The organism is Flavobacterium sp. (assembly GCF_025352425.1).
In the GTDB taxonomy this organism is placed as follows: domain Bacteria; phylum Bacteroidota; class Bacteroidia; order Flavobacteriales; family Flavobacteriaceae; genus Flavobacterium.
Genome location: NZ_JANXTI010000081.1, coordinates 12,421 through 39,143 on the forward strand (window position 1 = coordinate 12,421; position 26,723 = coordinate 39,143).

The window sequence follows — 26,723 nt, forward strand, 5'->3', positions numbered from 1 at the left end:
ATAGTTTAGATTGTTAACTGATAAGCACCACCAGAAAAGTGGTGCTTATTTTATTTTTAATACCAAAATTAACCCTGAATAAAACATTTGATTTTAAAATTATAGTACATTTGTAACCGTTTTTAACAACTTTTTATGAGTGCTCATAATAATCAACTTCATAGCAAACTTAGTGTTGCAGGATTACTTATTACTTTAGGAATTATTTATGGCGATATTGGAACTTCGCCTCTCTATGTGATGAAAGCCATAATTGGATTACATTATGTTATCAACGAAGATATTATACTAGGAGGATTGTCATGTATATTTTGGACATTAACACTACAAACCACGATAAAGTATGTTATCATCACTTTAAGTGCAGACAATCATGGCGAAGGTGGAATTTTTGCCTTATATGCTCTAGTAAAAAGAACCAAAATTCAATGGCTGATTGTTCCTGCTATAATTGGAGGAAGTGCGCTTTTGGCTGACGGAATTATTACACCGCCCATTTCTGTAGCGTCTGCTGTAGAAGGAATCAGAACGTTTTATCCAAACATTAACACCGTTCCAATAGTAATTGGAATTCTATTTGTTTTATTTACCATACAACAATTTGGGACTAAATTAGTTGGTAAATTTTTTGCCCCTATGATGCTAATTTGGTTCAGTATGCTTGGTATTCTTGGCGTAATTCAAATAAGCTCCAATCTTCAAGTTTTTAATGCCTTAAACCCTTATTATGCTTACCATCTATTAAAAATACATCCTGATGGATTTTATGTGTTAGGATTCGTTTTTCTTTGTACTACAGGTGCGGAAGCTCTTTATTCTGACATGGGACACTGCGGTAGAAAAAACATAAGAATCAGCTGGATTTTTGTAAAAACAACTTTGGTCCTGAATTATTTTGGACAAGGTGCTTACCTGATTAAGCACGAAGGAGATACCTTATATCATTTAAGCGGAAATAATTCCAATGCCAACCCATTTTATTTAATGATGGACAGCTGGTTTCAGCCAATAGGGATTGTCATCGCTACAATGGCGGCCGTGATTGCCTCTCAGGCGTTAATTAGTGGTTCATTTACCCTTATTAATGAAGCAATGAGATTAAACTTTTGGCCAAAAGTAAAAATCAAATACCCAACCGATTTAAAAGGACAATTATACATCCCATCCATTAATTGGCTTTTGTTTTTTGGATGTGTTGGAATTGTACTTCACTTTCGGGAATCAGGAAATATGGAAGCTGCCTACGGTTTGGCAATTGTACTTTGCATGATTATGACCACAATTCTACTGAACTATTATCTGATTATGAAAAGGATTTCATGGGTCATTATTGGTGCTATAATTACTCTGTATTTAGGCATAGAAATTAGTTTCCTAATCGCCAACCTAGACAAATTCCCTCATGGCGGCTATGTAACTTTAATCATAGCCTGCGTATTGATAGGCATTATGACTGTGTGGTTTATGGCCAAAAAAATCAGCAAGACATATACCAAAATTGTCAAAATTGATAGCTATAAAAAAGTGCTTGCCGAATTGAGCGTTGACTTGTCCATTCCAAAATACGCCACGCATTTAATTTATATGACCAACTCTGCCCGTACAGATGAAATTGAGGAAAAAGTCATGTATTCAATACTGCAAAAAAGACCAAAGCGAGCTGATATGTATTGGTTTGTACATGTAAATATTTTAAGTGAGCCGTACAAAAGAGAATATCGAGTTAATGAAATTGTTAAGGATGATTTGTACCGAATAGATTTCAATTTGGGCTTTAGGGAACCTACCAAAATTAATCTGATGTTTAAAGAGGTAATTAGAGATATGGTTCAAAACGGCGAAGTTGACGTTACCAGCCGCTATGAATCTTTGAACAAAAATAATATTATCGGTGATTTCAAATTTGTACTTTCAGAGAAATTTCTATCTAATGACAGCGATTTGACCTTCTTCGAAAAAATAGTAATGAATAGTTATTTTATTCTCAAAAAACTAAGTTTATCCGAAGAAAAAGGATTTGGTTTGGATAGCAGTTCTGTAAAAGTGGAACAGTTCCCAATGGTTCTTCATGCTCCGGAGAAATTTGAAATGAGAAGGATTACTTAAATTTTACTCTTTACAAAATTTTCCATTACTACTTATTTTATCTGTATTTTGAATGGAATAAGTATAAATTCCTTTCGCCAAATGTGACGTTTCTAATGTAGTTTCTGTAGTAAATTCTTTTGTTAAAATGAGTTTAGCAGAAATGTCATAAATTTTAATTTCATACTTAATTCCTAAAACTCCTGATACGTTAATAAAATCCATTGCAGGATTTGGGAAAATTTTTATCAGCGGTTTGACTCCCAAATTATCTATATCCAAAGGATTACATTGAATACAATTTTTCTGAAATGTGATGGAATTATCCACTGCTATTTGAGTGTCAAAAGCATTTCCTTGTAAACAATTCCCCTTCAATTGAAAATCTAACCAAGGTAAAATATAAGAATTAATGATATTTTGTTGAACCGTTCTCGTTATTGTTGGCTGGGGCGAACAGGATGATTCACCAACTCCACAAAAAAAACTACTATTGGCCATTTGGCAATGACTTCCGCCAATAATATTAATTAGTGTTTTACAAGGACTCGCTAATCCATTATACATTGGAATTTGATTTGTATTTGGAGGCGTAACACAATCATTTACCCCAGAAAATACTAAAGAAGGAATTGCAATAGAAGCTGCTGCCTGAATGGCGGAAGGTGTTGTTTCCGCTGGTGCAAAGTTTACTAATGTTTTAATATTTGAATTTAATTGAGCTGCTAAAAAAGAAGCTCCGCCACCCATACTATGCCCCATAACAGCATTCATAGTACTTATTCTGTTATAAAAGATGGACGAAGGATTGTTTCCTAAAACTGTCATTTGCTCCAATACAAAAGATAAATCTTTTCCAAAATCAAGATGCGATGGAGAAAATGAACCTTCAGACTTTGGAAAAACCATAATATAGCCATTAGGTACCAAAAAACTCCAATAGTTTTGATAAGCATCCCAAGTCATTACAAATCCGTGACCAAAACTCAAAACCGGAAAAGTAACAGTAGTTGATGTTGTCATAGCAACATTGTCCCCGGCAACATCTGACGGATAGTATACTTCCGTTGCTATAACCCTATTGCTTCTTGAGAAATCTGTAAAATTAATAGTGGTATGTCCTATTTGAAAGGGTTGCGAAAAACCTAGAATCATTGCAAATAGTAATATCAGCGTAATTTTGAATTTAATTGATTTCATTTGAAGATTGTCTTTAAAATATCAAATATAAAGAATAAAGAATCTATTCAATTTTTAGCTAGTTAAATTTAAGTCAGGCTAATAAAAAAGCAATATCTTTGCGCGCTTATTTTTTTACATTATGCGATTACATCGAAATTTAGTTTACACCACGATTGACTCTTTAAATGCTATCTTCAACGAAGGAGAATACGCTGATAAAGTAGTTGCCCGTGCATTGAAAAAAGACAAACGTTGGGGAAGTTCCGACCGAAAATTTGTTGCAGAAACTATCTATGAAGTCGTTCGTTGGAAAAGATTATATGCCGAAATTGCCGAAGTAAAAGAGCCTTTCAACCGCGACGATTTATGGAGAATGTTTGCCGTTTGGGCTGTATTACGAGGCTATCCGATTCCTGATTGGAAACAACTTGAAGGAACTCCGGAACGAAAAATAAAAGGAAGATTTGACGAACTTTCTAAAATCAGAAAAATGCGCGAATCTATTCCGGATTGGATGGATGAATTGGGAATTAAGGAATTGGGAGAAGCGCTTTGGACAAAAGAAATTGCTGCGCAAAACCAACCGGCAAAAGTCATTCTTCGCGTAAATACCTTAAAAACCACAAAAGAAAATCTTCATTCGCTTTTGATGGATTTAAACATTGAAACCGAATTTCTGAAAGACCAACCAGATGCATTGGTTCTGAAAGAAAGAGCAAATGTTTTTTTAACCGATGCTTTCAAGGAAGGAATGTTTGAAGTACAGGATGCCTCTTCTCAATTAGTAGCCGCTTTCTTAGACGTTCAACCGGGAATGAGAGTTGTTGATACTTGTGCCGGTGCCGGTGGAAAAACATTACACATGGCTTCCTTAATGCAAAATAAAGGACAATTAATTGCCATGGATTTGTATGAAAGCAAACTCAAACAATTGAAATTAAGAGCCAAAAGAAACGGTGCCTTCAATATAGAATACAGAATAATTGACACGACCAAAGTAATTAAAAAACTACACGAAAAAGCAGACAGGGTATTAATTGACGCGCCGTGCAGCGGTTTAGGGGTTTTAAAAAGAAATCCCGATGCCAAGTGGAAACTGCAACCTGAATTTATTGATAACATTAAAAAAGTACAGGCCGAAGTCTTAGAAAATTATTCCAAGATTGTGAAACCGGGCGGTAAATTGGTGTATGCAACCTGCTCCATCTTACCCTCTGAGAATCAGGAACAAATTAAACGTTTTTTAACAACCGAAATTGGAAAATCATTTACCTTTGTTAAGGAAACAAAAATCCTCGCGCAAGAAACTGGCTTTGATGGATTTTATATGGCATTATTAGAACGAAAAAAAGAAATATAAAAATACAAATGAAAAAAATACCTACTCTTTTATTATTATTAAACATCGCCATGGCTTTTTCGCAAAATGGTGCACCTGCCTCTCCTTATTACAATGGTTTTAATTGGAATTTAACGGGAGCCAATTTAAAAAATGCATTGGCTACAAAAATAATAAATACACATACACACCAATTAGTCTATTCTCAAACAGACAACGCACTTGCTATTTTGGATTTGGATCCTGCAGATGCTAGCAACACCAATGTTTTATTGGTCTACGGCTTTAGCAGCAATTTATGTCCGGCAGCTTCCAGTGATGACAAGGACCACAGAAGAAGAGATGCAAGCATGCAGGACGACGGAACTTCCTCACCTTGTCTCTATAACAGAGAGCATACCTTTCCAAAGGCGCTAGGAAATCCTGATTTGGGCACAATCGGGCCAGGTGCTGATTTACATCATTTAAGGGCGGCGGACAAAAAAAGAAATGCCGACAGAGACAATGACAAATTTTTTAATGGCTCAGGAAACTCTTTTGAATCAGGGCTAAACTGGTATCCGGGCGATGAATGGAAAGGAGATATTGCGCGTATGATGATGTATATGTACTTGAGATATGGTGATCAGTGCCTTCCAACAACTGTTGGTGTTGGAACACCGGTAGCATCTGATGCTAATATGATTGATTTATTTTTACAATGGAATGCAGAAGATCCTGTTTCTCAGTTTGAAGACAATCGAAATACATATTTAGGAAATGCTTCAAACACATACGGACAAGGAAATAGAAATCCTTTTATCGACAATCCTTATCTGGCAACGGTAATTTGGGGCGGACAGGTAGCTCAAAATAGATGGCCAACTATTTTTCTGGCTGTACCGACATTTGATTTAGAAAATGCTATTGCTGTTTATCCTAATCCTTCTTCAAATGTTGTCAATATTTCTACAACAATTTCTCTTGAGGAAATTGATATCATTACAATAAACGGACAAATTTTACAGCAAATAAAGAATCCTATTATGGAAAGTAACACCTACACAATTAGCAATTTGCCTAAAGGATTTTATTTTTTAAAGTTATATTCTGAAACGAATTCGATTACCAAAAAAGTATTGATAAACTAGATTTACAACTTCAATGTATATAGTAAAACGCTGTTGAAATTCGACAGCGTTTTTTTTGTTTTAATAGAAAATTGAATCCGGTCGCTCTCGAAATCCCTTATAAATTGTGGATTTACTTCGAATTTTGATACGTCATTAGCATCTTTTTTAGTATCTTTCGCCCTCAAATGTGTAACCCTTAAAACATTTTACAAAATGTTAGAAGAAAAGAATGATAACCTGCATGATGCAGATGGAAACGTAGCCGATGAATCACAAGAAGTGATGACATCTGAAAATGAAGAGATTCTTGTTGAAAATCAAGAAGAAAAAGAAGCAACTCCCGACATGAGCGTTAGCGAAATGGTGGAGCAAACTGAACTTCCTGTTGCAGAAGCTGAGGAAGCTATCGCAGAAGGAGACTCAAGCGTCAGCGAACTGCCAGAGCAAACTGAAGTTACTGTTGATGAAGTTGAGGAACCTGTTGCAGATGTTGAGGCTGAAGTTGAAATCGCTGTTGATGAAGTTGAAGAAACTGTTGCAGAGGTTGAGGTTGAGGTCTCGGTTGATGAAGTTGAAGAACCTGCTGCAGATGTTGAGGCTGAAGTTGCTGTTGATGAGGTTGAAGAACCTGTTGCAGAGCCGATCGTTAGCGAACCAGCGGAGCAAACAGAAGTTACTGCACAAGAAAAAGTAGCGGTTTTAACTGAAGAGCTTACAGAAGACGAAATTGAAGTAGCTGCTGAAAAAGAAGCGCTTGTTAAAGAAACAGTGAAGCCTAAAGTCAAAACTGTTGCTAAATCAAAAAGTGTAACTGAAGTAGAAAATTCGAGCGATACCATTATCGAATTGACTGATGAACAGGTTGCCGATCACACTATGGCTTTTGACAGCGATGAGCAATCCGTAATTAGTGCTATCGAAGAAGTAAACGCAGAGGAAAGTGAAGACGAAACCTTGAAGGAACGTCACGATATTCCAATGCTGGATTATGATACGCTTTCAATGGAGCAATTGGTTGAAGAACTAGGTCAATTAGTTATAGTCGAAAAACTCATGTCGGTTAAAGACCATGTCGAAGAAATAAAAAAATCATTCCTATCAAAATACCATCAATTTATTGACGAAAAGAAAGAAGAATTCAATGCTGAAAATCCGGATACTAACGAAGATTTTCACTGTCACTTTCCTTTAAAGGCAAAATTTGACCAATTATACTCTCAATACAGAGACAAAAAAAACAATCATTTTCAAAGTTTACAAAACAATCTAAAAGCGAATTTAGAAAATAGGCTGGCTATTGTAGACGAATTGAAAAACCTAATCCACAGTCAGGATAGCATTCCCGTTACCTTAAAGAAGTTTAACGACATCCGTGACCGATGGAAAGTTGCCGGTCCAATTCCGAAAGACAGATACAATCACGTATGGAACAATTATCACTTCCATTTAGAGAATTTCTATGATGTACTTCACCTTGACAGGGAAATCCGCGATTTGGATTTTAAGCACAACTTGGTTCAAAAACTTAAAATTATTGAGCGTGTTGAGGAATTGGTAAATGAGGAAGATATCAACAAAGCGTTCCGTGAATTGCAGGATTTACACCGTATCTGGAAAGAGGATATTGGTCCTGTTTCAAGAGATAGCCGCGAGGAAATTTGGAACAGATTCAGCGAATTAACTAAACAAATGCACGACAAACGCGAAAGTTTATTTGAAAAACTTCGCGAAGGGGAAACTGAAAATCTGGCCAAGAAAAAAGAAATCATTGCCCAAATTGAAGTGTTAGCTCAGGAAAAAGTAAACTCACATGGCGCGTGGTCGGGTCAGGTTGAAAAAGTAGAAGCGCTGCGCAATCAGTTCTTTGGCGCTGGAAAAGTACCACCAGAGGTAACAGACCAAACCTGGACTGAATTCAAGAATGCGGTTAGAAGTTTCAATGTTTTGAAAAACTCTTTCTATAAAGACATTAAAAAAGACCAAAACGATAACCTTTCTAAAAAGCAGGCATTAGTTGCCAAAGCACATGAACTGAAAGTCAATACCGATTTTGCTGCCACAACACCAATGTTCAAGCAAATTCAGGAAGAGTGGAAAACTATTGGCCACGTGCCAAGAAAATTCTCTGAGAAACTTTGGGCTGATTTTAGGGCTGCGTGTAACGAATACTTTGAAAAGCTTAAAGAGCAGAAAACAGAATTAAATGCCGAGGAAGTCGAAGCATTTGAAAAGAAGAAAGCCTATCTGGAAACTATAAAATCATTTGATCTTATTGGTGAACACAAAGCCGACCTTGATGCCATAAAAGCACACATCGAAACCTGGAAAAGTTTTGGAAAAGTGCCTTTTGCACGCCGACACATCGAAGGGAAGTTCAATAAAATCCTTGATGCCTTGTTCGAAAAATTAAGCTCAAGCAAAAAAGATAATGAATTGGTACGTTATGCTAATCGAATAGATAATCTTTCAGGTGCTGATAATACCAGAAAATTAGACAACGAGAAAGTATTTATCATGCGCAAAATTGAAGAAGTACAAAGCAATCTTTTCCAATTGGAGAATAACATTCAGTTCTTTGGGAGAGCGAAGGCTGATAATCCGATGGTAAAAGAAGTAATGGTTAATATCGAGAAACAAAAAGAAGAATTAGCCACTTGGAAAGAAAAGCTAAAACAACTTAGAAGTATCAAATCAGAATAAAACAAAAAACCTCTCAATAACGAGAGGTTTTTTTATCGTTGTATTTTAGAAGCCAAAAGATAAATCACAGCCATACGTATGGCAACACCGTTTTCCACTTGCTCCAAAATAACAGATTGTTTAGAGTCAGCAACATCTGAAGTAATTTCTACTCCACGGTTTATTGGTCCAGGATGCATAATAACAATTTCTTTGGATAAGGAATCCAACAGCTGTTTATCCACACCGTATTGTTGTGTATATTCACGTGTTGACGGAAAATAATTCACATCCATCCGTTCGTTTTGCACACGAAGCATATTCGCCACATCGCACCACTCAAGTGCTTTTCGCAGGTTTGGCTCAACGGTTACACCAAGGCTTTCAATGTGTTTCGGAATCAAAGTTTTTGGGCCACACACTTTTACTTCAGCACCTTGCATTTGCAGTGCATAGATATTTGATAAGGCTACACGCGAGTGCAGAATATCACCCACAATGACCACCTTCGTGCCTCCTACTTCGCCCAATCTTTCTTTGATTGAATAACTGTCCAATAACGCTTGTGTTGGATGTTCGTGTGCTCCGTCTCCTGCGTTGATGATACTTGCCTTTACATGTTGCGAAAGGAAATAAGCCGCACCGGGATTTGCATGCCGCATAACAACCATATCAACCTTCATCGAAAGGATATTGTTTACAGTATCAATCAGCGTTTCTCCTTTTTTTACTGAAGACTGCGCTGTTGAAAAACTAATTACATCAGCAGAAAGGCGTTTTTGCGCCAACTCAAAAGAAAGTTTCGTTCGTGTACTATTCTCAAAAAAGATGTTGGCAATGGTAATGTCCCGCAGCGAAGGCACCTTCTTTATAGGTCGATTGATAACTTCCTTGAAATGGTCAGCCGTTTCAAATATCAAATCGATATCCTGTTTCTTAAGATATTTTATCCCTAATAAATGGTTGACTGATAGTTCCGACATTATTTATTGAATTGAATTTACTCTATATTCTATGTTCTTATTCTCTTTCTTCTTGCATCTTGTCTTTTGCTTCCTAACTCAAATAAACCGCATCCTCCCCATCCTTCTCTTTCCAGCACACCTTCACATTCTCGTCGTTAATCACATCCACCTGCCTACCCCGATAATCAGGCTGTATGGGCAAATGGCGGCTGAATCGTCTGTCTATCAATACCAATAATTCTATTTCCGATGGTCTTCCAAAAGATTGTATGGCAGTTAGCGCTGCGCGAATGCTTCTTCCTGTAAAAAGTACATCGTCAATAAAGACAATTTTCTTGTCCTCTACAAGGAAATCGATTTGGGTTTTATTGGCTTCCAGTTGTTTTTCGCCACGACGGAAGTCATCACGAAAAAACGTAATGTCCAAAAAGCCAAGCGGAATATTTTTGATATTGTATTCGGTTTCTAAAATGGTCTTCAAACGTTCAGCAAGCGAAACACCGCGCGGCTGAATGCCTATAAGCACGGATTTGGAAAAATCGAGATGATTTTCGATTAACTGACAAGCCAAACGATGGAGTATGATATTGACTTCTTTTGAAGTAAGCAATACTTTCTGACTCATGATAGTGTTGTTTGGGTTGTAAAAGTAGTATTTTTTCTTGAATTATAAATTATGAGTTAGAAGTTCTCCTATTCGCTTTATTTATTCTTATAAAAAAAAAATAACCTATTGTTCAAAAAAATGATACTTATGAACCAAACAATTGTTGCGCAAGAACTGATGAATTGTTGCGCAACAAAAAAAAATTACTAAGCAAGAAGTAACCAATCGTTAAGGAACAATTTGAGGCCTTGTATTTACTGGTGCTGCGGAGGATACAAAAGCGTTTTTAGACTCATCAGTAGCGACGGTTTTTGTAGGAAGAAAATAGCGTGCATGTGGTAATAATAGTTATATTTGAGAAACAAAAACATCAAACTATAAACTTGGCTTTGTGTTATATTATGGCAGGTTTATGGAAGTTTAAACCACGTATTTTAGCGAATAGTTGGTTTGATTCTAAAAAACCTGCCTATAAGTGGTTTCACACATAGCTGGCTTTATCTTTCTTAGTCGGAAAGTACAAAGTTAAATTTTCCTTATCTTTAGAACTAATTATAAAAAAGTCGCCACTGCGCAAAGCCACGGCACATTATAAGACCATTTCACCAAAAAGAACTAACAACTAAATTTGAAAAAAATTAACTTAAGTGAAATCTAAAAACTCAAAAAATGAATTTTAAAAGTAGAAAAGATGTTTTGTTTTATGGTATTATTTATGGTATTGCACTATTCATAATAACAATGGCTATTTTGGAAATAAATAAAAATGGGTTTGAACGTTATGGAATTTGGACATACATATTCTTTATTGCAGTCATTGGATTTATAATATGGACTCTTAATAGTACAAAGTATGTGTTGACAAACACATACTTAAATTATCAAAGCGGTTTTATTACCGGGAAAATCCAAATTGATTCTATACATACAATAATAAATGGAAAAACTATGTGGAGTGGTTTGAAACCAGCAACAGCAAGAAATGGTCTAATCATAAAGTATAATACGTATGACGAAATCTATATAAGTCCAAAAACAAATGAAACTTTCGTCAGTGAAATTCTGAAACTCAATAAAATATTGAAGTTTTGACCGTGTGATTTTGCGGAATAAAAAAATTAAACCGTCTTTTAACAGCGCAAATACGCGGCACCTTGTAATGATTGCCTTGAAATTGCAATTTTCATTTCAGCGATTGACAAATTTATAAATAACAACTACTATGGGTTCTAAATTAAATAATACCGAAGAAAAGCTGCTCAATAAAGTTCCTCAAGTAACATTGTTGTTTTGGGTTATAAAAGTATTGTGCACCACAGTAGGAGAAACTTTTGCTGATTACTTAAATGAAAACCTAGGTTTTGGATTAACCGGAACTTCAATAACAATGGGGGTGCTATTAGTTATTGCTATGTTTTTCCAATTCAAAACAAAAAAATATATTCCTTTCGTTTATTGGATTACTGTAGTTTTTATAAGTGTTTTTGGTACATTAATTACCGATATTCTTACTGATAATTTGGGGGTCCGATTAGAAACTAGTACAATTATTTTTAGTATTCTTCTACTTTTAACCTTTTCTATATGGTACTCTAGAGAAAAAACACTTTCTATACATTCCATTTTTACTAAAAGAAGGGAAGGATTTTATTGGCTTACCATTTTATTTACTTTTGCATTAGGTACTGCAGCTGGAGATTTAATGGCCGAAGGATTAAAGCTTGGATATTTAAACACAGGACTTATTATTGCTGCAACAATTGCAATTATTGTAATAGCACAGAAGTTAAAACTAAATTCTGTTCTTTCATTTTGGATTATTTATATATTGACAAGACCATTAGGTGCGTCAATTGGAGACTATCTTTCGCAACCGATAAAGTATGGAGGTTTGGGTATAGGAGCCACGCTTACGAGTATACTATTTCTATTCGGAATTTTAGCAATAATACTGTATTTCACTTTCACCAAACGAGATGTTATTGTTTAATGGAAAAATTAGCGAAAACCTAAATGGCTGGGTTAGTTAGTAACACAATCTAAAAAATAAATAATTATGATAACTACAATTCTACTTGTACTAACAGCCATTTTTGCCCTGTTTATAATTACAGCGCACTTTGAAAAGCATTCTTGAAAATTAAACATAATAACATGACTAAAGTAGCGGAAATTAAAACAAAGGAAAACGACGCAAGTGTAATCGATTTTTTAAATAGCGTTGCCGATGAACAAAAGCGCAACGACAGTTTCGTAATCATGGAAATGATAAAAAAAGCTACCGGAGAAGAACCTAAAATGTGGGGCGCATCCGTAATTGGTTTTGGTAATGTCAGGTATAAAAGCCCTGCATCAGGGAGAGAAGTTGATTGGCTTAAAATTGGATTTTCACCACGAAAGGCTAATTTCTCCTTATTTCCGCTACATCTGGAGTCAAAAGCCGACACATTGAACAAATTGGGCAAACATAAAACTGGCGTTGGATGCCTCTATATTAACAAGTTGGCAGACATTGATCTGAATGTTTTGGAAAAAATAATTAATACAGTTGTAAAAAAATAACTAAATATCTGACAGTATATAAAATATTATTATCTTTATGATCCTGAATCTTGATATGTTGCTTATAGTATTAATAGTTTAAACAAATCAATTTATGAAACACACATTACTTAAAAGTCTTGCCTTAGGCGTTATGATAGCATTTGCTATTGCCTGTCAACCAAAAAAAGAATCCACAACCGACGCTGCACCAGCAGTTGACAAAGAAAAAATCAAAGCCGAAATTGTAGCCATGGAAACCGTAATGGCACAGATGTATAATATGAGAAGTGCTGCTTCTGAAGAATATTATGATAATGATGCCACAAGTTTTTCTCAAAACAAACCACCCTTGGTTGGTAAGTTCGCCATTGACAAATCAATAAAAGATGATTTAGAAAGTTTTCCCGAAGGGGATATAATTTCCTTCTCTGTTAATGAAATATTTCCCTCAAGCGATGGCAATCAGGTCGTTGAAATTGGAAGCTATAAAGTGGTAGATGCCAAAGAAACTGTAAAATTTACCGGAAACTATATGAGCCTTTTTGAGAGAAAAGATGGTAAATTTGTTTGCGTCAGAGACATGGGAGCTTCGGACATACCTAAAAAAGAAACAAAATAAAAAAGAAAAGCACTTCACTATGAAGTGCTTTTTAATGATTAAAAGCCCTTGGTCTTGTGTTTAACCTAAAAAAATAATTTAAACCAACCAATTTATGAAAAACAAGATGTTAAAAGGGATTGCAGTAGCTGTTATTACTACATTAGTAATTGCCTGCCAACCTAAAAAAGACGATGCTGCTGCAGCACCTGTTGTAGACAAAGAAGCGGTTAAAGCCGAATTACAAACTATGGAATCCGCATTTGCAGATGCCATGAATGCCCGAAAAGCAGATGGAATTGTTTATTATGCAGACGATGCCACAAGCTATTCACAAAACAAACCGCCTCTGGTAGGTAAAGATGCTATTTACAAATCAGTGAAGGAAGAAATAGACGGGATGGAAGCCGGAGCTAAAATATCGTATACCGGCAACGAAGTTTACCCTTCAAACGATGGTAATCAAGCGGTTGAGTTAGGAAGTTATAAAGTAGTTGATTCGACAGGCACAACAAAATCTACGGGAAATTATATGGCGTTGTTTGAAAAAAGAGATGGCAAATATATTTGCATTCGTGATATGGGAGCATCTGATATGCCTAAAAAAAAGGAAAAAAAATAATTCTGCCACAGTTTATTTTGAGAGGCACTTCCAATTGGAAGTGCTTTTTTTGTATTTTTAAAATCCTAATAAAAGTAAATGTCCAAACTTCCGCATAGTGGTACTACTATCTTCACAGTCATGTCGCAAATGGCAACAGAACACAACGCCATTAACCTTTCGCAAGGTTTCCCTAATTTTCCAATTGACAAACGTTTAACAGATATTGTTAACCGCCTTGCGACCCAAAATGTACACCAGTACGCACCTATGAGTGGACTTCCGTCACTTTTAGAAAAAGTCGCTGAACTTACCCTACAATCCTATCACAGGAGCATTAAACCAAAGGATGAAATACTGATTACAGCCGGTGCCACCGAAGGAATTTTTGCCACGATTCAAGCTTTAGTAAATCCTAATGATGAAGTTATTATTCTGGATCCGAGTTATGATTGCTACGAAGCCCCAATATTATTAAGTAATGCCAAACCTGTTCGTATTTCTCTTAACGGAGATTTTACGCCCAATTGGGAAACAATAAACGCTGCAACAAACAAAAAGACAAAACTTATCATCATTAATAATCCGCATAATCCAACAGGAAAAACCTGGACTGAAAATGATTTTCTTCAGTTGGAAAAACTGATAGACTCCTTCCCTCACCTGCTTATTCTTTCGGATGAAGTCTATGAATACATAACTTTTGAACAAGCACATATTTCAATACACCACCGACCAAAATTATGGAATTGCTCCATTATCGTTTCTTCGTTTGGGAAATCGTTTCACATTACAGGTTGGAAAATTGGTTACCTCATTGCGCCCGAACCTTTGATGAAAGAAATCAAAAAAGTACACCAGTTCCTGGTTTTCAGTGTGAATAGTCTTTCGCAGGCGGTAATTTCCGAATATTTAGATAGTGTTGATATATATAGTTTGGGAAGTTTCTACCAACAAAAAAGAGATTTCTTTCGCAATTTACTGAAAGATACGAAACTGGAACTGTTACCATGCGAAGGTACCTATTTTCAGCTCGCCTCGTATGCTAATATTTCAAACGAAAATGATATAGCATTCACCAAACGATTAGTCACCGACTTTGGTGTAGCAACTATCCCAATTTCACCTTTCTATGCTAATGGGACAGCTACTAAATGCATCCGTTTTTGCTTTGCCAAAGATGATGCGACATTAATTGAAGCCGCAGAACGACTGATGAAGTTATAAATAAAAGACTCTTTACTTTTTGCGCACTTCTGGATTCGACATATTTTTTTAAAGGTTTCTTTATATATTTACTAAAAAAATAACTATGGATTTCTCTGCAAAAATGCTTCGCGATAATGCTTTATCAGATAAAGTAATAGTAGTAACTGGTGGCGGAAGCGGTTTGGGTAAAGCCATGACTAAATATTTTTTGGAATTGGGTGCCAAAGTTGCTATCACTTCACGGGATTTAGAAAAACTAAAAGCCACAGCAGTTGAACTGGAAAAACAAACTGGAGGGAGATGCCTTCCAATCCAATGTGATGTTCGTCATTATGAGCAGGTGGAAGCCATGCTTGCAGAAGTATTGAAAAGCTTTGGTAAAGTAGATGTATTACTAAACAATGCTGCGGGAAACTTCATCTCTCCTACCGAACGGCTTTCTGCCAATGCTTTTGATACAATTATTGATATTGTTTTAAAAGGTTCAAAAAACTGTACACTCGCCTTTGGAAAACATTGGATTGCTGAAAAACAAACCAATTGCAATGTCCTGAATATTGTAACAACGTATGCCTGGACAGGCTCTGGATATGTAGTGCCAAGTGCTACTGCCAAAGCCGGCGTTTTGGCAATGACCAGAAGTTTAGCCGTTGAATGGGCAAAATATGGCATACGAATGAACGCCATTGCTCCCGGACCATTCCCAACAAAAGGTGCCTGGGACAGATTACTTCCCGGCGATTTAGCCGAAAAATTTGATATGGCTAAAAAAGTACCTTTGAAACGTGTTGGCGACCATCAGGAATTAGCCAATCTTGCTGCCTATCTGGTTTCCGATTTCTCTGCATACATCAATGGTGAAGTCATTGTCATTGATGGTGGCGAATGGTTACAAGGTGCCGGACAATTCAATATCCTTGAAAAAATTCCCCAAGAAATGTGGGATATGCTGGAGACGATGATTAAAAATAAAGGAAGTAAATAGTCTTTTAAATCAGGTTTGCGTTACAGCGTCAACCCTAGCCCAGATTGAAACGGCATCCTTTTATAGCTGTCAGGTTTTTAAAACCTGACAGCTATAAAAGATATAGTGGAAAGCTGGAAAAAGCTCCTTCAAAACTTTACAACATTGTTAACAAAAATCCGTTGCCAAAGCCATAAATAATTGTATTTTTACGGCTCAAAATTCTTAAAAATTAAATGGGTAAAATCATTGCTATTGCCAATCAAAAAGGCGGTGTTGGAAAAACAACAACTTCGGTAAATCTTGCAGCATCACTGGGAGTTTTAGAAAAAAAGGTGCTATTGATAGATGCTGATCCACAGGCCAACGCGAGTTCCGGTTTGGGCATTGATGTAGAAAATATCGCTATTGGCACCTATCAGATTCTGGAACACAGCAATACTCCTGAAGAAGCAATTATTCCATGCAGCGCACCCAATGTTTGGGTAATTCCATCGCATATTGATTTGGTAGCCATTGAAATCGAATTGGTTGACAAGGAAAACCGCGAGTACATGCTGAAACAGGCATTGGAAAGTGTAAAAGATGATTATGATTATATTTTAATTGACTGTGCGCCATCTTTAGGTTTACTAACATTAAATGCATTAACAGCGGCCGATAGTGTGGTTATCCCAATTCAATGTGAATATTTTGCCTTGGAAGGTTTGGGAAAACTATTAAACACGATAAAAAGTGTTCAAAAAATACACAACGCCAATCTGGATATTGAAGGACTTTTATTAACCATGTTTGACTCTCGTTTACGGTTGTCCAATCAGGTGGTTGAAGAAGTGCAAAAACATTTTAGCGATATGGTTTTTAAAACAATTATCCAACGAAATGTGAAATTAAGTGAGGCACCAAGTTTTGGCGAAAGTATTATTAACTTTGATGCAACCAGCAGAGGAGCTACAAATTACTTAAGTTTAGCACAGGAAATTATCAAGAAAAACAGCAATTAAGCTATGGCAAAAGCTATAAAAAAACAAGCATTAGGAAGAGGCTTATCAGCCTTATTGAAAGATCCTGAGAATGATATTAAATCGATTGGTGATAAAAATGCAGACAAACTTGTTGGCAATATCATCGAGTTAGATATCGAGGCAATTGCCATAAATCCGTTTCAACCGAGAAGTAATTTTAATGAAGATTCGTTGCAGGAATTAGCATCCTCCATCAAAGAATTGGGATTAATTCAACCAATTACTGTCCGAAAATTAGATTTCAATAAATACCAATTGATTTCGGGAGAACGTCGTTTGCGTGCTTCCAGATTAGTGGGCTTGACTACAGTTCCGGCTTACATTCGGATTGCCAATGACAATGAGTCGTTGTTAATGGCTTTGGTAGAAAACATTCAGCGTCATGATTTAGACCCAATTGAGATTGCGCTTTCGTATCAAAGATTAATTGACGAAATCCAATTGACACAGGAACAAATGAGTGAACGCGTTGGAAAAAAACGTTCTACCATTGCTAACTATTTACGTTTGTTAAAGTTAGATCCAATCATTCAAACCGGAATTCGTGATGGGTTTATTAGTATGGGGCACGGCCGCGCCATTATCAATATCGAAGATCAGGATGTTCAAACTGATATATACCAAAAAATTGTAAGTCAAAATCTTTCGGTTCGGGAAACAGAAGCTTTGGTTAAAAACTATCAAGAAAGCATTAAACCCGCATCGGTAAAATCCAAAAAGATAGCTTCATTCAAAGTCGAGGATGACCATAAAAAAGCATTTGTTAACTTCTTCGGTTCAAAAATAGATGTAAAAGTTGCCGGAAATGGCAAAGGAAAAATTACGATTCCGTTTCATTCCGAAGAAGATTTTAACCGCATTATCAAACTTATTAAAGGTTAGTGAATAAGATTTTCTACATAGTGATACTCTTTTTTCTATTTGGAAATCAAATAATTTTTTCTCAGGAAATCGGCGACGCTATAAAAGCAAAGGATACTGTAAAATCCAAAGAAATAGATCCGCTCCGACCTACGAAAGCAGCTTTTTATTCTGCAATTGTTCCTGGTTTAGGACAAGCCTACAACAAGAAATATTGGAAGATACCTATGGTGTACGGTGCAATTGGAACCAGTCTTTATTTTTATATAGATAACAATAAGAAATACCACAAGTATCGCGATGCTTATAAACGAAGGTTGGCCGGATTTAACGATGACCAATATCAGTATCTTGACAACAACCGATTGATACAAGCCCAACGCTTTTACCAACGAAACCGTGACTTATCATTGTTAGTTTCGGTTGGTTTTTATATCTTAAATATTGTAGATGCCAATGTTGATGCGCATTTGATGCAATTCAATGTCAATGATAAATTGTCGTTTCAGCCCGATGTTTACCCAAATGAAATTAATTATAAACCCAATTTAGGTCTAACTTTTAATTACAAATTCTGATGAAAATAGCATTATTAGGATATGGTAAAATGGGTAAGGTAATTGAAAGAATTGCTTTAGAAAGAAGTCATGAAATTGTGTTAAAAAAAGACGAATTCAATACTTTTGATGGTCTCGAAAACGCGGATGTTGCTATTGATTTTAGTGCTCCAAGTATCGCTGTTGAATATATTTCTACTGCACTTAATTATGGAATTCCAGTGATTTCAGGTACTACAGGCTGGCTTGAAAACTACCACCAGATAGAAAAACTCTGTAACGAAAAAAAAGCCGCATTTCTGTATGGTTCTAACTTTAGTCTGGGCGTGAATTTATTTTTTGAATTGAATGATTACCTGGCGAAGATGATGGCTAAATTCAACGATTACAAAGTCTCAATGGAAGAAATCCATCATACACAAAAACTGGATAAACCAAGTGGAACCGCCATTTCATTGGCAAATGCAATTATCAATCATACGGATAAAAACAATTGGGTAATTGAAAAACCAAAAGAAGATGATGTATTTATTGATGTGAAACGAATTGATAATATTCCAGGAACACACAGCGTAGTTTACAATTCTGATGTAGATTTTATCGAAATTAAACATGTAGCCCATAACCGAGAAGGTTTTGCGCTTGGTGCCGTGATTGCTGCTGAATGGATTATTGGCAAAAAAGGGGTTTTCTCGATGAAAGATGTTCTTGAATTAAATTCCAAATAAAAATACCGACTCAAAAAACTGTAACAAATACTAATATAAATACACCTATAAACTTTTAAACTCAATATCATGTCATTATACCAATGGTTTATATTTTTCCTGGCAGTTCAAATCATTCATGGTTTAGGAACCTGGAAATTATATGAAAAAGCAGGAAGAAAATCTTGGGAAGCTTTTATTCCCGTATATAACTCCATCATTTTGATGAAAATCATCAGAAGACCAACTTGGTGGACGATACTACTATTCATTCCAATAATAAATTTGATACTATTTCCTGTCGTTTGGGTAGAAACCCTGAGAAGTTTTGGTAAAAATTCTACAACTGATACTTTGTTAGGCATTTTTTCTTGTGGTCTTTATATCTATTATATTAATTACGCACAAGATGTTAAATATATTTCCGAAAGGAGTTTGGTAGCCAAAACGAAAACCGGTGATACTGTCAGTTCACTGATTTTTGCCGTGGTTGTAGCTACATTGGTACATACTTATGTGATGCAACCTTATACGATTCCAACTTCTTCTTTGGAGAAATCATTGCTAATTGGTGATTTTCTTTTCGTAAGTAAATTTCATTATGGCGCCAGAACGCCAATGACAACAGTAGCCGCTCCAATGGTTCACGATACATTGCCGCTTATCAAAACAAAATCATACTTGAGTTGGCCTCAATTACCTTATTTCAGATTTCCGGGTTTTGAAAAAGTAAAAAAGAACGATATTGTTGTTTTTAACTGGCCTGCAGATACTGTTTATAAATTCTTTGATACTTCAGGAAGAAGCATCATAAAACCGGTAGATAAAAAATCGAACTATGTAAAACGTTGCCAAGGAACACCAGGCGATTCGTTGCAAATAAAAAATGGAACTGTTTACATCAACGGAAAAGAGTTGATTTTACCCGAAAGAGCTAAGACACAATATTCATATGCGGTAACTTATGACATGAATAATCCGGATATTGATTTTGAAGATTTATTAAATCAAGTTGGTTCTACGGATGGGGCAGGTTTTAAAACGGAAGCAAGAGACACTTTATATTTAAGAGCATTAACGAAAGCTGGCGCTGAGACATTAAGAAGTATTACGGGGATTAAATCGGTTACACAAATAGTTGCCAAAGAAGGTGAATCCAATATTTTCACGCACAATCCCAATTGGAATGCTGATAATTTTGGCCCGATATACATTCCGCAAGCTGGAAAAACAATAGCTTTAAATGGTAAAACGCTTCCTTTCTATAAAAGATTGATTTCCGTTTACGAAAAACATGATTTAAAAGTTGTTGGCGATGACATTTATATAGATGACAAAAAAACAACAACCTACACTTTCCAACAGAACTACTATTGGATGATGGGAGACAATCGTCATAATTCAGAAGATAGCCGTTATTGGGGTTATGTTCCGGAAGATCACATTGTTGGAAAACCTGTTTTTATATGGATGAGCTGGGACAGCAATGGGAAAGGAATTCATAAAATCCGTTGGGAAAGATTATTCACAACCGTTAACGGAGATGGACAGCCACAATCCTATTTCAAATTTTTCCTTGGTTTGTTAGCGTTGTATTTTGTTGGTGATTATTTTTGGAAGAAAAGAAAAGCGAGTAAAAGTTAATTTGGTATTTTGGTTATTTGGTTATTTGTAAAATGGAATTTTATGTACATTTTTTCTTTTGAAAAATTAGGCGTTTGGGTAGAAGCTAAAGAGTTTTCAAAACACATATATGAAATAACCACAAGATTTCCCGACACCGAAAAATTTGGCTTAATATCACAACTTAGAAGAGCTTCAATATCAATAGCATCTGATATTGCTGAAGGTTCGGCACGAAAAAGCTATAAGGATAAAGCCCATTTTACTACAATGGCATTTGGTTCAACAGTAGAAGTTCTGAACCAATTAATAATTTCATTTGAGTTAGATTTTGTTTCAGAAGTTGATTATTTAAAATTAAGAGCGCAATTAGAAAGTATCACAAACAAACTAAATGCACTTCGAAATTACCAATTAGATAAATCTGGCGAAACCAAATAACCAAATTACCGAATAACCAAATGAACAATATTATCATCCATCCAAGTTACTTCCCTTCCATCAGTCATTTTGTGGCGATTGCAAAGGCGGATGTTGTAACGTTTGAGATGGAAGATAATTTTCAGAAACAGACCAACAGAAGCCGAATGTACATTTATAGTCCAAACGGAATTCAGTTATTGAATGTTCCTGTAAAACATACCAAAGAAGCGCACCAACGTACTAAAGATGTCAAACTGGAAACCGCTTTTGATTGGCAAAAACAACACTTCAAATCACTGGAAGCCGCTTACAGAACGTCACCTTTCTTTGAATATTTTGAAGACGACATTGCACCAATTTTTCAAAAGAAGCATACTTTTTTATTGGACTTGAATCTGGAGACGATGTCAATTGTTTCTAAATGCCTGCGAATGGAATTTGATTATGAAGAAACTACGGAATATTTTCATGAAGTGACAGACAAAAAGGACTTTAGAAACCTAATCAACGGTAAAAAAGATATTGCTTTTTTTGAACCTTACACTCAGGTTTTTGGTGAAAAACATGGTTATCTAAACAACCTTTCAATTTTAGACTTATTATTCAACGAAGGAAGATATGCGTTGGAGTATTTGAGGAAACAAGAGCTTTAATTACTCAATAAAACTTAAACGGGTCATTATAGGGAAATGATCGGAGTTTTCAAAACCGGTAAAAGTTTTAAAGCTTTTGACTTTCATTTTTTTGTTGGCAAAAATATAATCAATCCGGGCAGGATAATACTTGAATTTATATGTTTGCCCAAAACCATTTCCTGATTCCACAAAACAATCATTCAAATCAGATTTGATGCTTCTGTATACATAGGAAAACGGGCTGTTATTCATGTCACCGCAAATGATTACAGGATAAGGGCAACTATTTTTATGCTTCACTAAAATTTCCGCTTGTTGTTCCTGTTTCTTAAAAGCATCCCGGATTCTGTTGAAAAGCTGTTGGGATTTACTTTGGTTTATTGCATCAACATGTTCCGAGATTTCATTTACATCAGGAGAAATCTTAATGGATTGCAAATGAATGTTATATACCCGAATAGTGTCTTTTCCCTTCTTAATATCGGCATAAATTATATTGTTCCCTGCAGTTGGAATTTTGAAATCGCCCTGATTAAAAATTGGAAATTTCGAAAAAATAGCTTGTCCCGTCTTGATTAGTTTACCTTCCATAAAGATGGTTTTGTATTTGTAAACTCTTAAATCAACTTTGGCACTTTCAGAATATTCCTGAATACATAAAATATCTGGATTTTGCTCATTGATAAAACCCAAAATAGTATTGCCCACGTCATTGCTGTCAATCCAGTCGAATAAATTGAATAAGCGGACATTGTAGCTCATCACTGTAAAATCCTTCTCGGTTGCCTCAATATCACTGGAAGAAAACTTGTAAAATTTATTGATAAAAGTAATTCCGAGTAACAATACTAATCCCGAAAGAATTACCTGTCTCTTTAATTGCAACAGCCAATAAATAAAAAACAATGCATTTAAGATAAGAAACAGTGGCAAAATCAGGGTTAATACTGAAAGCAACGGGAACATTTTTGGCGCTAGGAATGGTAAAACATAAGCAACGAAAGTCAATACAGTAATTACTATATTGAAACCGAAAATTATTTTATTAAACCACGATAATTTTTTCATTTATTTTCATTAAATGGTAAATGTCACACATTTATCTTTGAATATGCCACATTCATTAATCAATACCACACATTTATCTTTGAATATGCCACATTCATTAATCAATTTCACACATTTATCTTTGATTATGCCGCATTGATTAATGAATATGGCGTATTTACGTTTCAATATTTGAAAACAAACTTTATTTACCAGCCTTGAAAAGAAACTCTTTCTCTTCTGCGTTCAAACTATCATAACCCGATTGACTGATTTTATCAAGAATTTCGTCGAGCTGCTGTTGGGTTTTGCTTTTTGTAACAATCTTGCTTTCTCTTTTAACCAGAGGTTTTTTCGGGTTTACATGTACTCGTTTAAACGGTGTTGTTTTTTTTTGTGTAAATAAATTGGCAAAAAATTCAATTACCGAATTTACAATTCTACTTAAATCAGTGCCGTTTTGTAACAACTTAATATAAATATAGCCAAAAAATGCTCCGCTCAAATGGGCAATGTGACCACCGGTGTTATTCATTTGAATTTGAAGTAAATCCAGCAAAAGTATTACGGCAGTAATGTGCCATAATTTTACATTTCCTATTAACAACAATCTAATTTCCATTAAAGGTTGGTAAGTCGTTGTAGCTACCAACAATGCCATTATTGCTGCCGAAGCCCCAATCATGCTTGAAGTCTGATGTAAAAGATAAAAGCTAAAAACAAAACACAAACCCGCGAAAATAGCACTCAGAACATATAACCCTAAATATTGTTTTTGTGTAAAAAAGGTTAGAAACAATCGGCTTGAAAAATTCAGCACCATCATATTGAAAAACAAATGCATAAATCCATAATGGAAAAAAGCGTATGTCAATAATGTCCATGGCCGCGTTAAAACAACCCTAGTATCCGATGAAACCGCTACCCAATTGGGAAAGTCAAAAGCCCCAGTCTTAAATTGGTAGAAAAAAATAATAGACAACAGAAAAAGGCCAACATTCCAATAAATCATTTTATTGGCAATTCCGCCTATATTGTATTGCAGTTTTATGTCATCAAATATATTCACTTCTTAATTCCAACGGTTTTTGTTAAACTGATTTTTTTTCCAGAACCACATCATTATGAAACCTGTAACTGCACCACCAACATGCGCAAAATGGGCAATTCCGGTTCCACCAGCACCAAAAAGGGAATTTCCGCTAAAGCCTAAAAACAAGTCGACAGCAATCAATCCAGGTACAAAATATTTAGCTTTAATTGGAATTGGAATAAACATAATTCCCAATTCCGCCATTGGAAACATAAAAGCAAACGCAGTCAACAATCCATAAATAGCTCCTGAAGCACCAAGTGAAGGTGTATTGTATGCATTAAACATATTTCCTAAAGCTTCGACATTCATGTTTGGAGGCCTAACCGAAAAACTAAGGTTGCCTGTTTTTAAAAAGGAAGCCAATTGATCTTCGCATCCAATTGCCTTCAAATTTTCAAGACCTATGTGAAACTGGTAATATCCAAATGCCGTGTGCAACAGAGCCGCGCCTAATCCACAAGAGATGTAAAAGAAAATGAATTTTTTAGCGCCCCAAAAATGTTCCAAAGCTGAACCAAAAGATACCAAGGCGAACATATTGAAAACAATATGCATTAAATTGGGCATTGGCGCATGCATAAACATGCTCGTTAAAGGCTGCCAAACTCTAAAGTTTGGGCTTTCAGGATAATACAAGGAAAACAATGGATAAGCATTCGCTACAAATTGTGAACCTATAAAAAAAATAATATTTATTATCAAAAGTTGCTTAACAACTGGCGTGATATTCATCATAAGCTGAATTTTTTATCTAAATCTTCCACACTCATAGTAATGAATGTGGGTTTTTGAAATGGTGACACATTGGGCTCTCTGCAGGCAAAAAGATTGTGCACTAAATTTTCTTGTTCTTTTTCGGTCAAATAAGTTCCGGTTTTTAGTGCCAGGCTTTTAGCCATCGATTTTGCAATTGTATCATTTTGACAAAAGCTGCTATCCGGAATTCCATCTTGTAAATCACTTAATAACTCTTCCAAAACAATAGAAATTTCACTTTCTGTCACATTTACCGGCAGACCGGAAATTACCACATTGTCTTCGTTAATGGTTTCAAAAACAAATCCGGTATTTTCCAAAGAAAATTTTAATTCTGCTATCAATTCAATCTCTGCTGATGAATAATACAACTGCAACGGAAACAACAATTGCTGACTTGATGCCTGCTGCACCGTCATGCTTGTTAAAAATTCTTCATACAAAACACGTTCGTGTGCGCGTTTCTGATTGATGATAACCAGACCCGATTTTATTGGGCTTACAATATATTTTTTTTGAATTTGATAGGTTCGCTTAACTTCCTGTTCAATTTCGTTTTCTTCAAATAACGACGAAGTAACAGCATCATTTTCAAAAGTCATTTCGGCAATATCATGACTGGCTTGCTTCAAACCAACGTACAAACTTTCCCAACTCGGTTGGGCTTCCGGTTTTTTATAATTGGAAGACGAAGCAAAAGATTTATTTGGCTTTTCCTCCGAAAACGGATTGTATTGCCTATCAACCTGAATTGTTGGATATTCGGCTTCTTTATTTTGGTATTGATAAGGCGTATCTAAATTTGGATCTCTGTCAAAATCCAATATCGGCGCTACATTAAACTGTCCCAAACTGTGTTTTATTGACGAACGCAAAATAGCATACAAGGCGTGTTCGTCATCAAATTTTATTTCGGTTTTCGTTGGATGAATGTTGATATCAATAGTATGTGGCGGGACATCCAAGTATAGAAAATAACTAGGCTGACAACCGTCTTTCAACAAACCTTCATAGGCCGCCATAACTGCGTGATGCAAATAACCGCTTTTGATAAATCGGTTGTTGACAAAAAAGAATTGTTCGCCTCTGTTTTTCTTTGAAAACTCTGGCTTACCGATGAATCCGTGAAGGTTTACGATTTCGGTTTCTTCTTTAGCAGGAACTAATTTTTCGTTGGTTTTTCCGGAAAAAATATTGACAATGCGTTGCCTGAAATTCGAAATGGACAGGTTAAACATTTCGCTGCCGTTATGATACATTGTAAAATGAATATTCGGATGCGCCAAGGCAACACGATGAAATTCATCCACAATATAGCGTTGTTCAACAGTATCCGACTTTAAGAAATTCCGACGGGCAGGAATATTAAAAAATAAATTCTTAACCGAAAACGAAGTGCCCTTTGGCAACACTGCCGGTTCCTGCGAAACAAACTTACTGCCTTCAATAATGATATGCGTTCCCAGTTCTTCCTGCTCCTGCTTTGTTTTCATTTCCACATGTGCAATCGCAGCAATAGAAGCTAATGCTTCGCCGCGAAATCCTTTGGTATGTAATGAAAATAAATCTTCCGCGTGACGGATTTTTGAAGTAGCATGGCGCTCAAAACACAAACGAGAATCGGTAATACTCATTCCAACGCCATTATCAATGACCTGAATCAGTGATTTTCCGGCATCTTTAACTATAAGTTTTATGTCAGTTGCTTTGGCATCAACCGCGTTTTCTAATAATTCCTTAACTACGGAAGCTGGTCTTTGCACTACTTCGCCGGCAGCAATTTGGTTGGCAACGTGATCAGGAAGTAATTGAATTATGCTCGACATATTTAGTGTTCAGTGTTCGGTAATGAGTGTTCAGTATTTCGCAACCGAAGTTAGCAAATTTAATGAAAATCTATTGGGATTTAAACTTAATAATTCGCTAAAAATAAAAAACCTATTCATAATGGAATAGGTTCTTTCTTTATATAACCCGTTGGGTGTAATTAAATTGTTTGATTTTTAATATTGTTTATTGGTCTGTCAAATATGAATTTATTGATATACTGAACCAATGTTAATGCTGTTATTTTTGCTAAAATTCTTGTTTTAAAACCTTCAAAAGTT

25 protein-coding genes and 1 pseudogene are annotated in these 26,723 nt (G+C 35.6%); 18 read left to right on the plus strand and 8 right to left on the minus strand.

The annotated features are described in order from the left end of the window. Positions 1-135: 135 nt before the first annotated feature. Entirely contained in the window at positions 136-2,106 is a 1,971-nt protein-coding gene (locus tag Q0Q99_RS10365) for a KUP/HAK/KT family potassium transporter (RefSeq protein WP_293895356.1), read from the plus strand. Between the two features lie 3 nt (positions 2,107-2,109). Here the strand turns inward: Q0Q99_RS10365 and Q0Q99_RS10370 are convergent, their stop codons facing one another. After that, positions 2,110-3,285, minus strand: a complete 1,176-nt coding sequence (locus tag Q0Q99_RS10370) for a T9SS type A sorting domain-containing protein (RefSeq protein WP_293895359.1) — start codon at positions 3,283-3,285, stop codon at positions 2,110-2,112. Between the two features lie 121 nt (positions 3,286-3,406). Here Q0Q99_RS10370 and Q0Q99_RS10375 point away from each other — a divergent pair, with 121 nt between their 5' ends. The 3 genes from Q0Q99_RS10375 (at position 3,407) to Q0Q99_RS10385 (ending at position 8,418) form a co-directional block, all read left to right on the plus strand. Next, on the plus strand, positions 3,407-4,627 hold the full coding sequence (locus Q0Q99_RS10375) for a methyltransferase domain-containing protein (protein ID WP_293895362.1): 1,221 nt from the start codon (positions 3,407-3,409) through the stop codon (positions 4,625-4,627). Between the two features lie 8 nt (positions 4,628-4,635). Further along, positions 4,636-5,736, plus strand: a complete 1,101-nt coding sequence (locus Q0Q99_RS10380; RefSeq protein WP_293895365.1) for an endonuclease — start codon at positions 4,636-4,638, stop codon at positions 5,734-5,736. Between the two features lie 858 nt (positions 5,737-6,594). Further along, positions 6,595-8,418, plus strand: a complete 1,824-nt coding sequence (locus Q0Q99_RS10385) for a DUF349 domain-containing protein (RefSeq protein WP_293895429.1) — start codon at positions 6,595-6,597, stop codon at positions 8,416-8,418. Positions 8,419-8,450: 32 nt separating this feature from the next. On the opposite strand, the gene Q0Q99_RS10390 is transcribed toward Q0Q99_RS10385, so the two are convergent. Both Q0Q99_RS10390 and pyrR read right to left on the minus strand, forming a co-directional pair. After that, positions 8,451-9,380 (minus strand): aspartate carbamoyltransferase catalytic subunit, encoded by a 930-nt coding sequence (locus Q0Q99_RS10390; RefSeq protein WP_293895368.1) that lies wholly within the window; start codon positions 9,378-9,380, stop codon positions 8,451-8,453. 73 nt (positions 9,381-9,453) lie between these two features. After that, the gene (gene pyrR, locus Q0Q99_RS10395; protein ID WP_293895371.1) at positions 9,454-9,987 is read right to left on the minus strand and encodes a bifunctional pyr operon transcriptional regulator/uracil phosphoribosyltransferase PyrR; all 534 of its coding nucleotides are present in this window, start codon (positions 9,985-9,987) and stop codon (positions 9,454-9,456) included. Positions 9,988-10,638: 651 nt separating this feature from the next. On the opposite strand from pyrR, the gene Q0Q99_RS10400 reads away from it, so the two are divergent. From Q0Q99_RS10400 to Q0Q99_RS10465, 14 genes are all read left to right on the plus strand, one after another. Next, complete coding sequence (locus Q0Q99_RS10400) at positions 10,639-11,061, plus strand: PH domain-containing protein (protein WP_293895374.1); 423 nt, start codon at positions 10,639-10,641, stop codon at positions 11,059-11,061. A gap of 130 nt (positions 11,062-11,191) precedes the next feature. Then, the gene (locus Q0Q99_RS10405) at positions 11,192-11,959 is read left to right on the plus strand and encodes a hypothetical protein (RefSeq protein ID WP_293895377.1); all 768 of its coding nucleotides are present in this window, start codon (positions 11,192-11,194) and stop codon (positions 11,957-11,959) included. Between the two features lie 164 nt (positions 11,960-12,123). Then, entirely contained in the window at positions 12,124-12,531 is a 408-nt protein-coding gene (locus tag Q0Q99_RS10410; RefSeq protein WP_293895380.1) for a DUF1801 domain-containing protein, read from the plus strand. A gap of 94 nt (positions 12,532-12,625) precedes the next feature. Continuing rightward, positions 12,626-13,132, plus strand: coding sequence for a nuclear transport factor 2 family protein (locus tag Q0Q99_RS10415; RefSeq protein ID WP_293895383.1), 507 nt, complete (start codon positions 12,626-12,628; stop codon positions 13,130-13,132). Between the two features lie 94 nt (positions 13,133-13,226). Then, a complete protein-coding gene (locus Q0Q99_RS10420; protein WP_293895386.1) occupies positions 13,227-13,733 on the plus strand; it encodes a nuclear transport factor 2 family protein in 507 nt (168 codons plus the stop codon). Between the two features lie 78 nt (positions 13,734-13,811). Then, on the plus strand, positions 13,812-14,939 hold the full coding sequence (locus Q0Q99_RS10425; protein WP_293895389.1) for a methionine aminotransferase: 1,128 nt from the start codon (positions 13,812-13,814) through the stop codon (positions 14,937-14,939). An 85-nt stretch (positions 14,940-15,024) separates the two neighbouring features. Further along, the gene (locus Q0Q99_RS10430) at positions 15,025-15,906 is read left to right on the plus strand and encodes an SDR family oxidoreductase (protein ID WP_293895392.1); all 882 of its coding nucleotides are present in this window, start codon (positions 15,025-15,027) and stop codon (positions 15,904-15,906) included. A 215-nt stretch (positions 15,907-16,121) separates the two neighbouring features. Next, positions 16,122-16,889 (plus strand): AAA family ATPase, encoded by a 768-nt coding sequence (locus tag Q0Q99_RS10435; protein WP_293895395.1) that lies wholly within the window; start codon positions 16,122-16,124, stop codon positions 16,887-16,889. A gap of 3 nt (positions 16,890-16,892) precedes the next feature. Next, on the plus strand, positions 16,893-17,792 hold the full coding sequence (locus Q0Q99_RS10440) for a ParB/RepB/Spo0J family partition protein (protein ID WP_293895398.1): 900 nt from the start codon (positions 16,893-16,895) through the stop codon (positions 17,790-17,792). Further along, on the plus strand, positions 17,792-18,349 hold the full coding sequence (locus Q0Q99_RS10445) for a DUF5683 domain-containing protein (RefSeq protein ID WP_293895401.1): 558 nt from the start codon (positions 17,792-17,794) through the stop codon (positions 18,347-18,349). The genes Q0Q99_RS10440 and Q0Q99_RS10445 overlap by 1 nt, the downstream gene beginning before the upstream one ends. Beyond that, positions 18,349-19,056: a 4-hydroxy-tetrahydrodipicolinate reductase gene (gene dapB / locus Q0Q99_RS10450; protein WP_293895404.1), complete on the plus strand. Its 708-nt coding sequence runs from the start codon at positions 18,349-18,351 to the stop codon at positions 19,054-19,056. The genes Q0Q99_RS10445 and dapB overlap by 1 nt, the downstream gene beginning before the upstream one ends. 69 nt (positions 19,057-19,125) lie before the next feature. Further along, the gene (lepB, locus tag Q0Q99_RS10455) at positions 19,126-20,679 is read left to right on the plus strand and encodes a signal peptidase I (RefSeq protein WP_293895407.1); all 1,554 of its coding nucleotides are present in this window, start codon (positions 19,126-19,128) and stop codon (positions 20,677-20,679) included. 42 nt (positions 20,680-20,721) lie between these two features. Then, a complete protein-coding gene (locus tag Q0Q99_RS10460) occupies positions 20,722-21,099 on the plus strand; it encodes a four helix bundle protein (protein WP_293895411.1) in 378 nt (125 codons plus the stop codon). A gap of 20 nt (positions 21,100-21,119) precedes the next feature. After that, positions 21,120-21,734, plus strand: a complete 615-nt coding sequence (locus tag Q0Q99_RS10465) for a WbqC family protein (protein ID WP_293895414.1) — start codon at positions 21,120-21,122, stop codon at positions 21,732-21,734. On the opposite strand, the gene Q0Q99_RS10470 is transcribed toward Q0Q99_RS10465, so the two are convergent. The 5 genes and pseudogenes from Q0Q99_RS10470 to Q0Q99_RS10490 all read right to left on the minus strand — a co-directional run. Beyond that, complete coding sequence (locus tag Q0Q99_RS10470) at positions 21,735-22,784, minus strand: endonuclease/exonuclease/phosphatase family protein (RefSeq protein WP_293895417.1); 1,050 nt, start codon at positions 22,782-22,784, stop codon at positions 21,735-21,737. It abuts the gene before it with no gap. Positions 22,785-22,968: 184 nt separating this feature from the next. Beyond that, positions 22,969-23,832: a rhomboid family intramembrane serine protease gene (locus Q0Q99_RS10475; RefSeq protein ID WP_293895420.1), complete on the minus strand. Its 864-nt coding sequence runs from the start codon at positions 23,830-23,832 to the stop codon at positions 22,969-22,971. A 3-nt stretch (positions 23,833-23,835) separates the two neighbouring features. Beyond that, a complete protein-coding gene (locus Q0Q99_RS10480; RefSeq protein WP_293895423.1) occupies positions 23,836-24,594 on the minus strand; it encodes a rhomboid family intramembrane serine protease in 759 nt (252 codons plus the stop codon). Further along, positions 24,591-26,441, minus strand: a complete 1,851-nt coding sequence (gene mutL / locus Q0Q99_RS10485; protein WP_293895426.1) for a DNA mismatch repair endonuclease MutL — start codon at positions 26,439-26,441, stop codon at positions 24,591-24,593. The genes Q0Q99_RS10480 and mutL overlap by 4 nt, the downstream gene beginning before the upstream one ends. 161 nt (positions 26,442-26,602) lie before the next feature. Then, positions 26,603-26,723, minus strand: a pseudogene (locus Q0Q99_RS10490) (IS982 family transposase); the annotation flags it as partial.

Bases quoted from the DNA above. Each gene is read 5' to 3' on its own strand.
- Q0Q99_RS10365 (WP_293895356.1), top strand. From the start codon at position 136: ATGAGTGCTCATAATAATCAACTTCATAGCAAACTTAGTGTTGCAGGA.
- Q0Q99_RS10370 (WP_293895359.1), bottom strand. From the start codon at position 3,285: ATGAAATCAATTAAATTCAAAATTACGCTGATATTACTATTTGCAATG.
- Q0Q99_RS10375 (WP_293895362.1), top strand. From the start codon at position 3,407: ATGCGATTACATCGAAATTTAGTTTACACCACGATTGACTCTTTAAAT.
- Q0Q99_RS10380 (WP_293895365.1), top strand. From the start codon at position 4,636: ATGAAAAAAATACCTACTCTTTTATTATTATTAAACATCGCCATGGCT.
- Q0Q99_RS10385 (WP_293895429.1), top strand. From the start codon at position 6,595: ATGGCTTTTGACAGCGATGAGCAATCCGTAATTAGTGCTATCGAAGAA.
- Q0Q99_RS10390 (WP_293895368.1), bottom strand. From the start codon at position 9,380: ATGTCGGAACTATCAGTCAACCATTTATTAGGGATAAAATATCTTAAG.
- pyrR (WP_293895371.1), bottom strand. From the start codon at position 9,987: ATGAGTCAGAAAGTATTGCTTACTTCAAAAGAAGTCAATATCATACTC.
- Q0Q99_RS10400 (WP_293895374.1), top strand. From the start codon at position 10,639: ATGAATTTTAAAAGTAGAAAAGATGTTTTGTTTTATGGTATTATTTAT.
- Q0Q99_RS10405 (WP_293895377.1), top strand. From the start codon at position 11,192: ATGGGTTCTAAATTAAATAATACCGAAGAAAAGCTGCTCAATAAAGTT.
- Q0Q99_RS10410 (WP_293895380.1), top strand. From the start codon at position 12,124: ATGACTAAAGTAGCGGAAATTAAAACAAAGGAAAACGACGCAAGTGTA.
- Q0Q99_RS10415 (WP_293895383.1), top strand. From the start codon at position 12,626: ATGAAACACACATTACTTAAAAGTCTTGCCTTAGGCGTTATGATAGCA.
- Q0Q99_RS10420 (WP_293895386.1), top strand. From the start codon at position 13,227: ATGAAAAACAAGATGTTAAAAGGGATTGCAGTAGCTGTTATTACTACA.
- Q0Q99_RS10425 (WP_293895389.1), top strand. From the start codon at position 13,812: ATGTCCAAACTTCCGCATAGTGGTACTACTATCTTCACAGTCATGTCG.
- Q0Q99_RS10430 (WP_293895392.1), top strand. From the start codon at position 15,025: ATGGATTTCTCTGCAAAAATGCTTCGCGATAATGCTTTATCAGATAAA.
- Q0Q99_RS10435 (WP_293895395.1), top strand. From the start codon at position 16,122: ATGGGTAAAATCATTGCTATTGCCAATCAAAAAGGCGGTGTTGGAAAA.
- Q0Q99_RS10440 (WP_293895398.1), top strand. From the start codon at position 16,893: ATGGCAAAAGCTATAAAAAAACAAGCATTAGGAAGAGGCTTATCAGCC.
- dapB (WP_293895404.1), top strand. From the start codon at position 18,349: ATGAAAATAGCATTATTAGGATATGGTAAAATGGGTAAGGTAATTGAA.
- lepB (WP_293895407.1), top strand. From the start codon at position 19,126: ATGTCATTATACCAATGGTTTATATTTTTCCTGGCAGTTCAAATCATT.
- Q0Q99_RS10460 (WP_293895411.1), top strand. From the start codon at position 20,722: ATGTACATTTTTTCTTTTGAAAAATTAGGCGTTTGGGTAGAAGCTAAA.
- Q0Q99_RS10465 (WP_293895414.1), top strand. From the start codon at position 21,120: ATGAACAATATTATCATCCATCCAAGTTACTTCCCTTCCATCAGTCAT.
- Q0Q99_RS10470 (WP_293895417.1), bottom strand. From the start codon at position 22,784: ATGAAAAAATTATCGTGGTTTAATAAAATAATTTTCGGTTTCAATATA.
- Q0Q99_RS10480 (WP_293895423.1), bottom strand. From the start codon at position 24,594: ATGATGAATATCACGCCAGTTGTTAAGCAACTTTTGATAATAAATATT.
- mutL (WP_293895426.1), bottom strand. From the start codon at position 26,441: ATGTCGAGCATAATTCAATTACTTCCTGATCACGTTGCCAACCAAATT.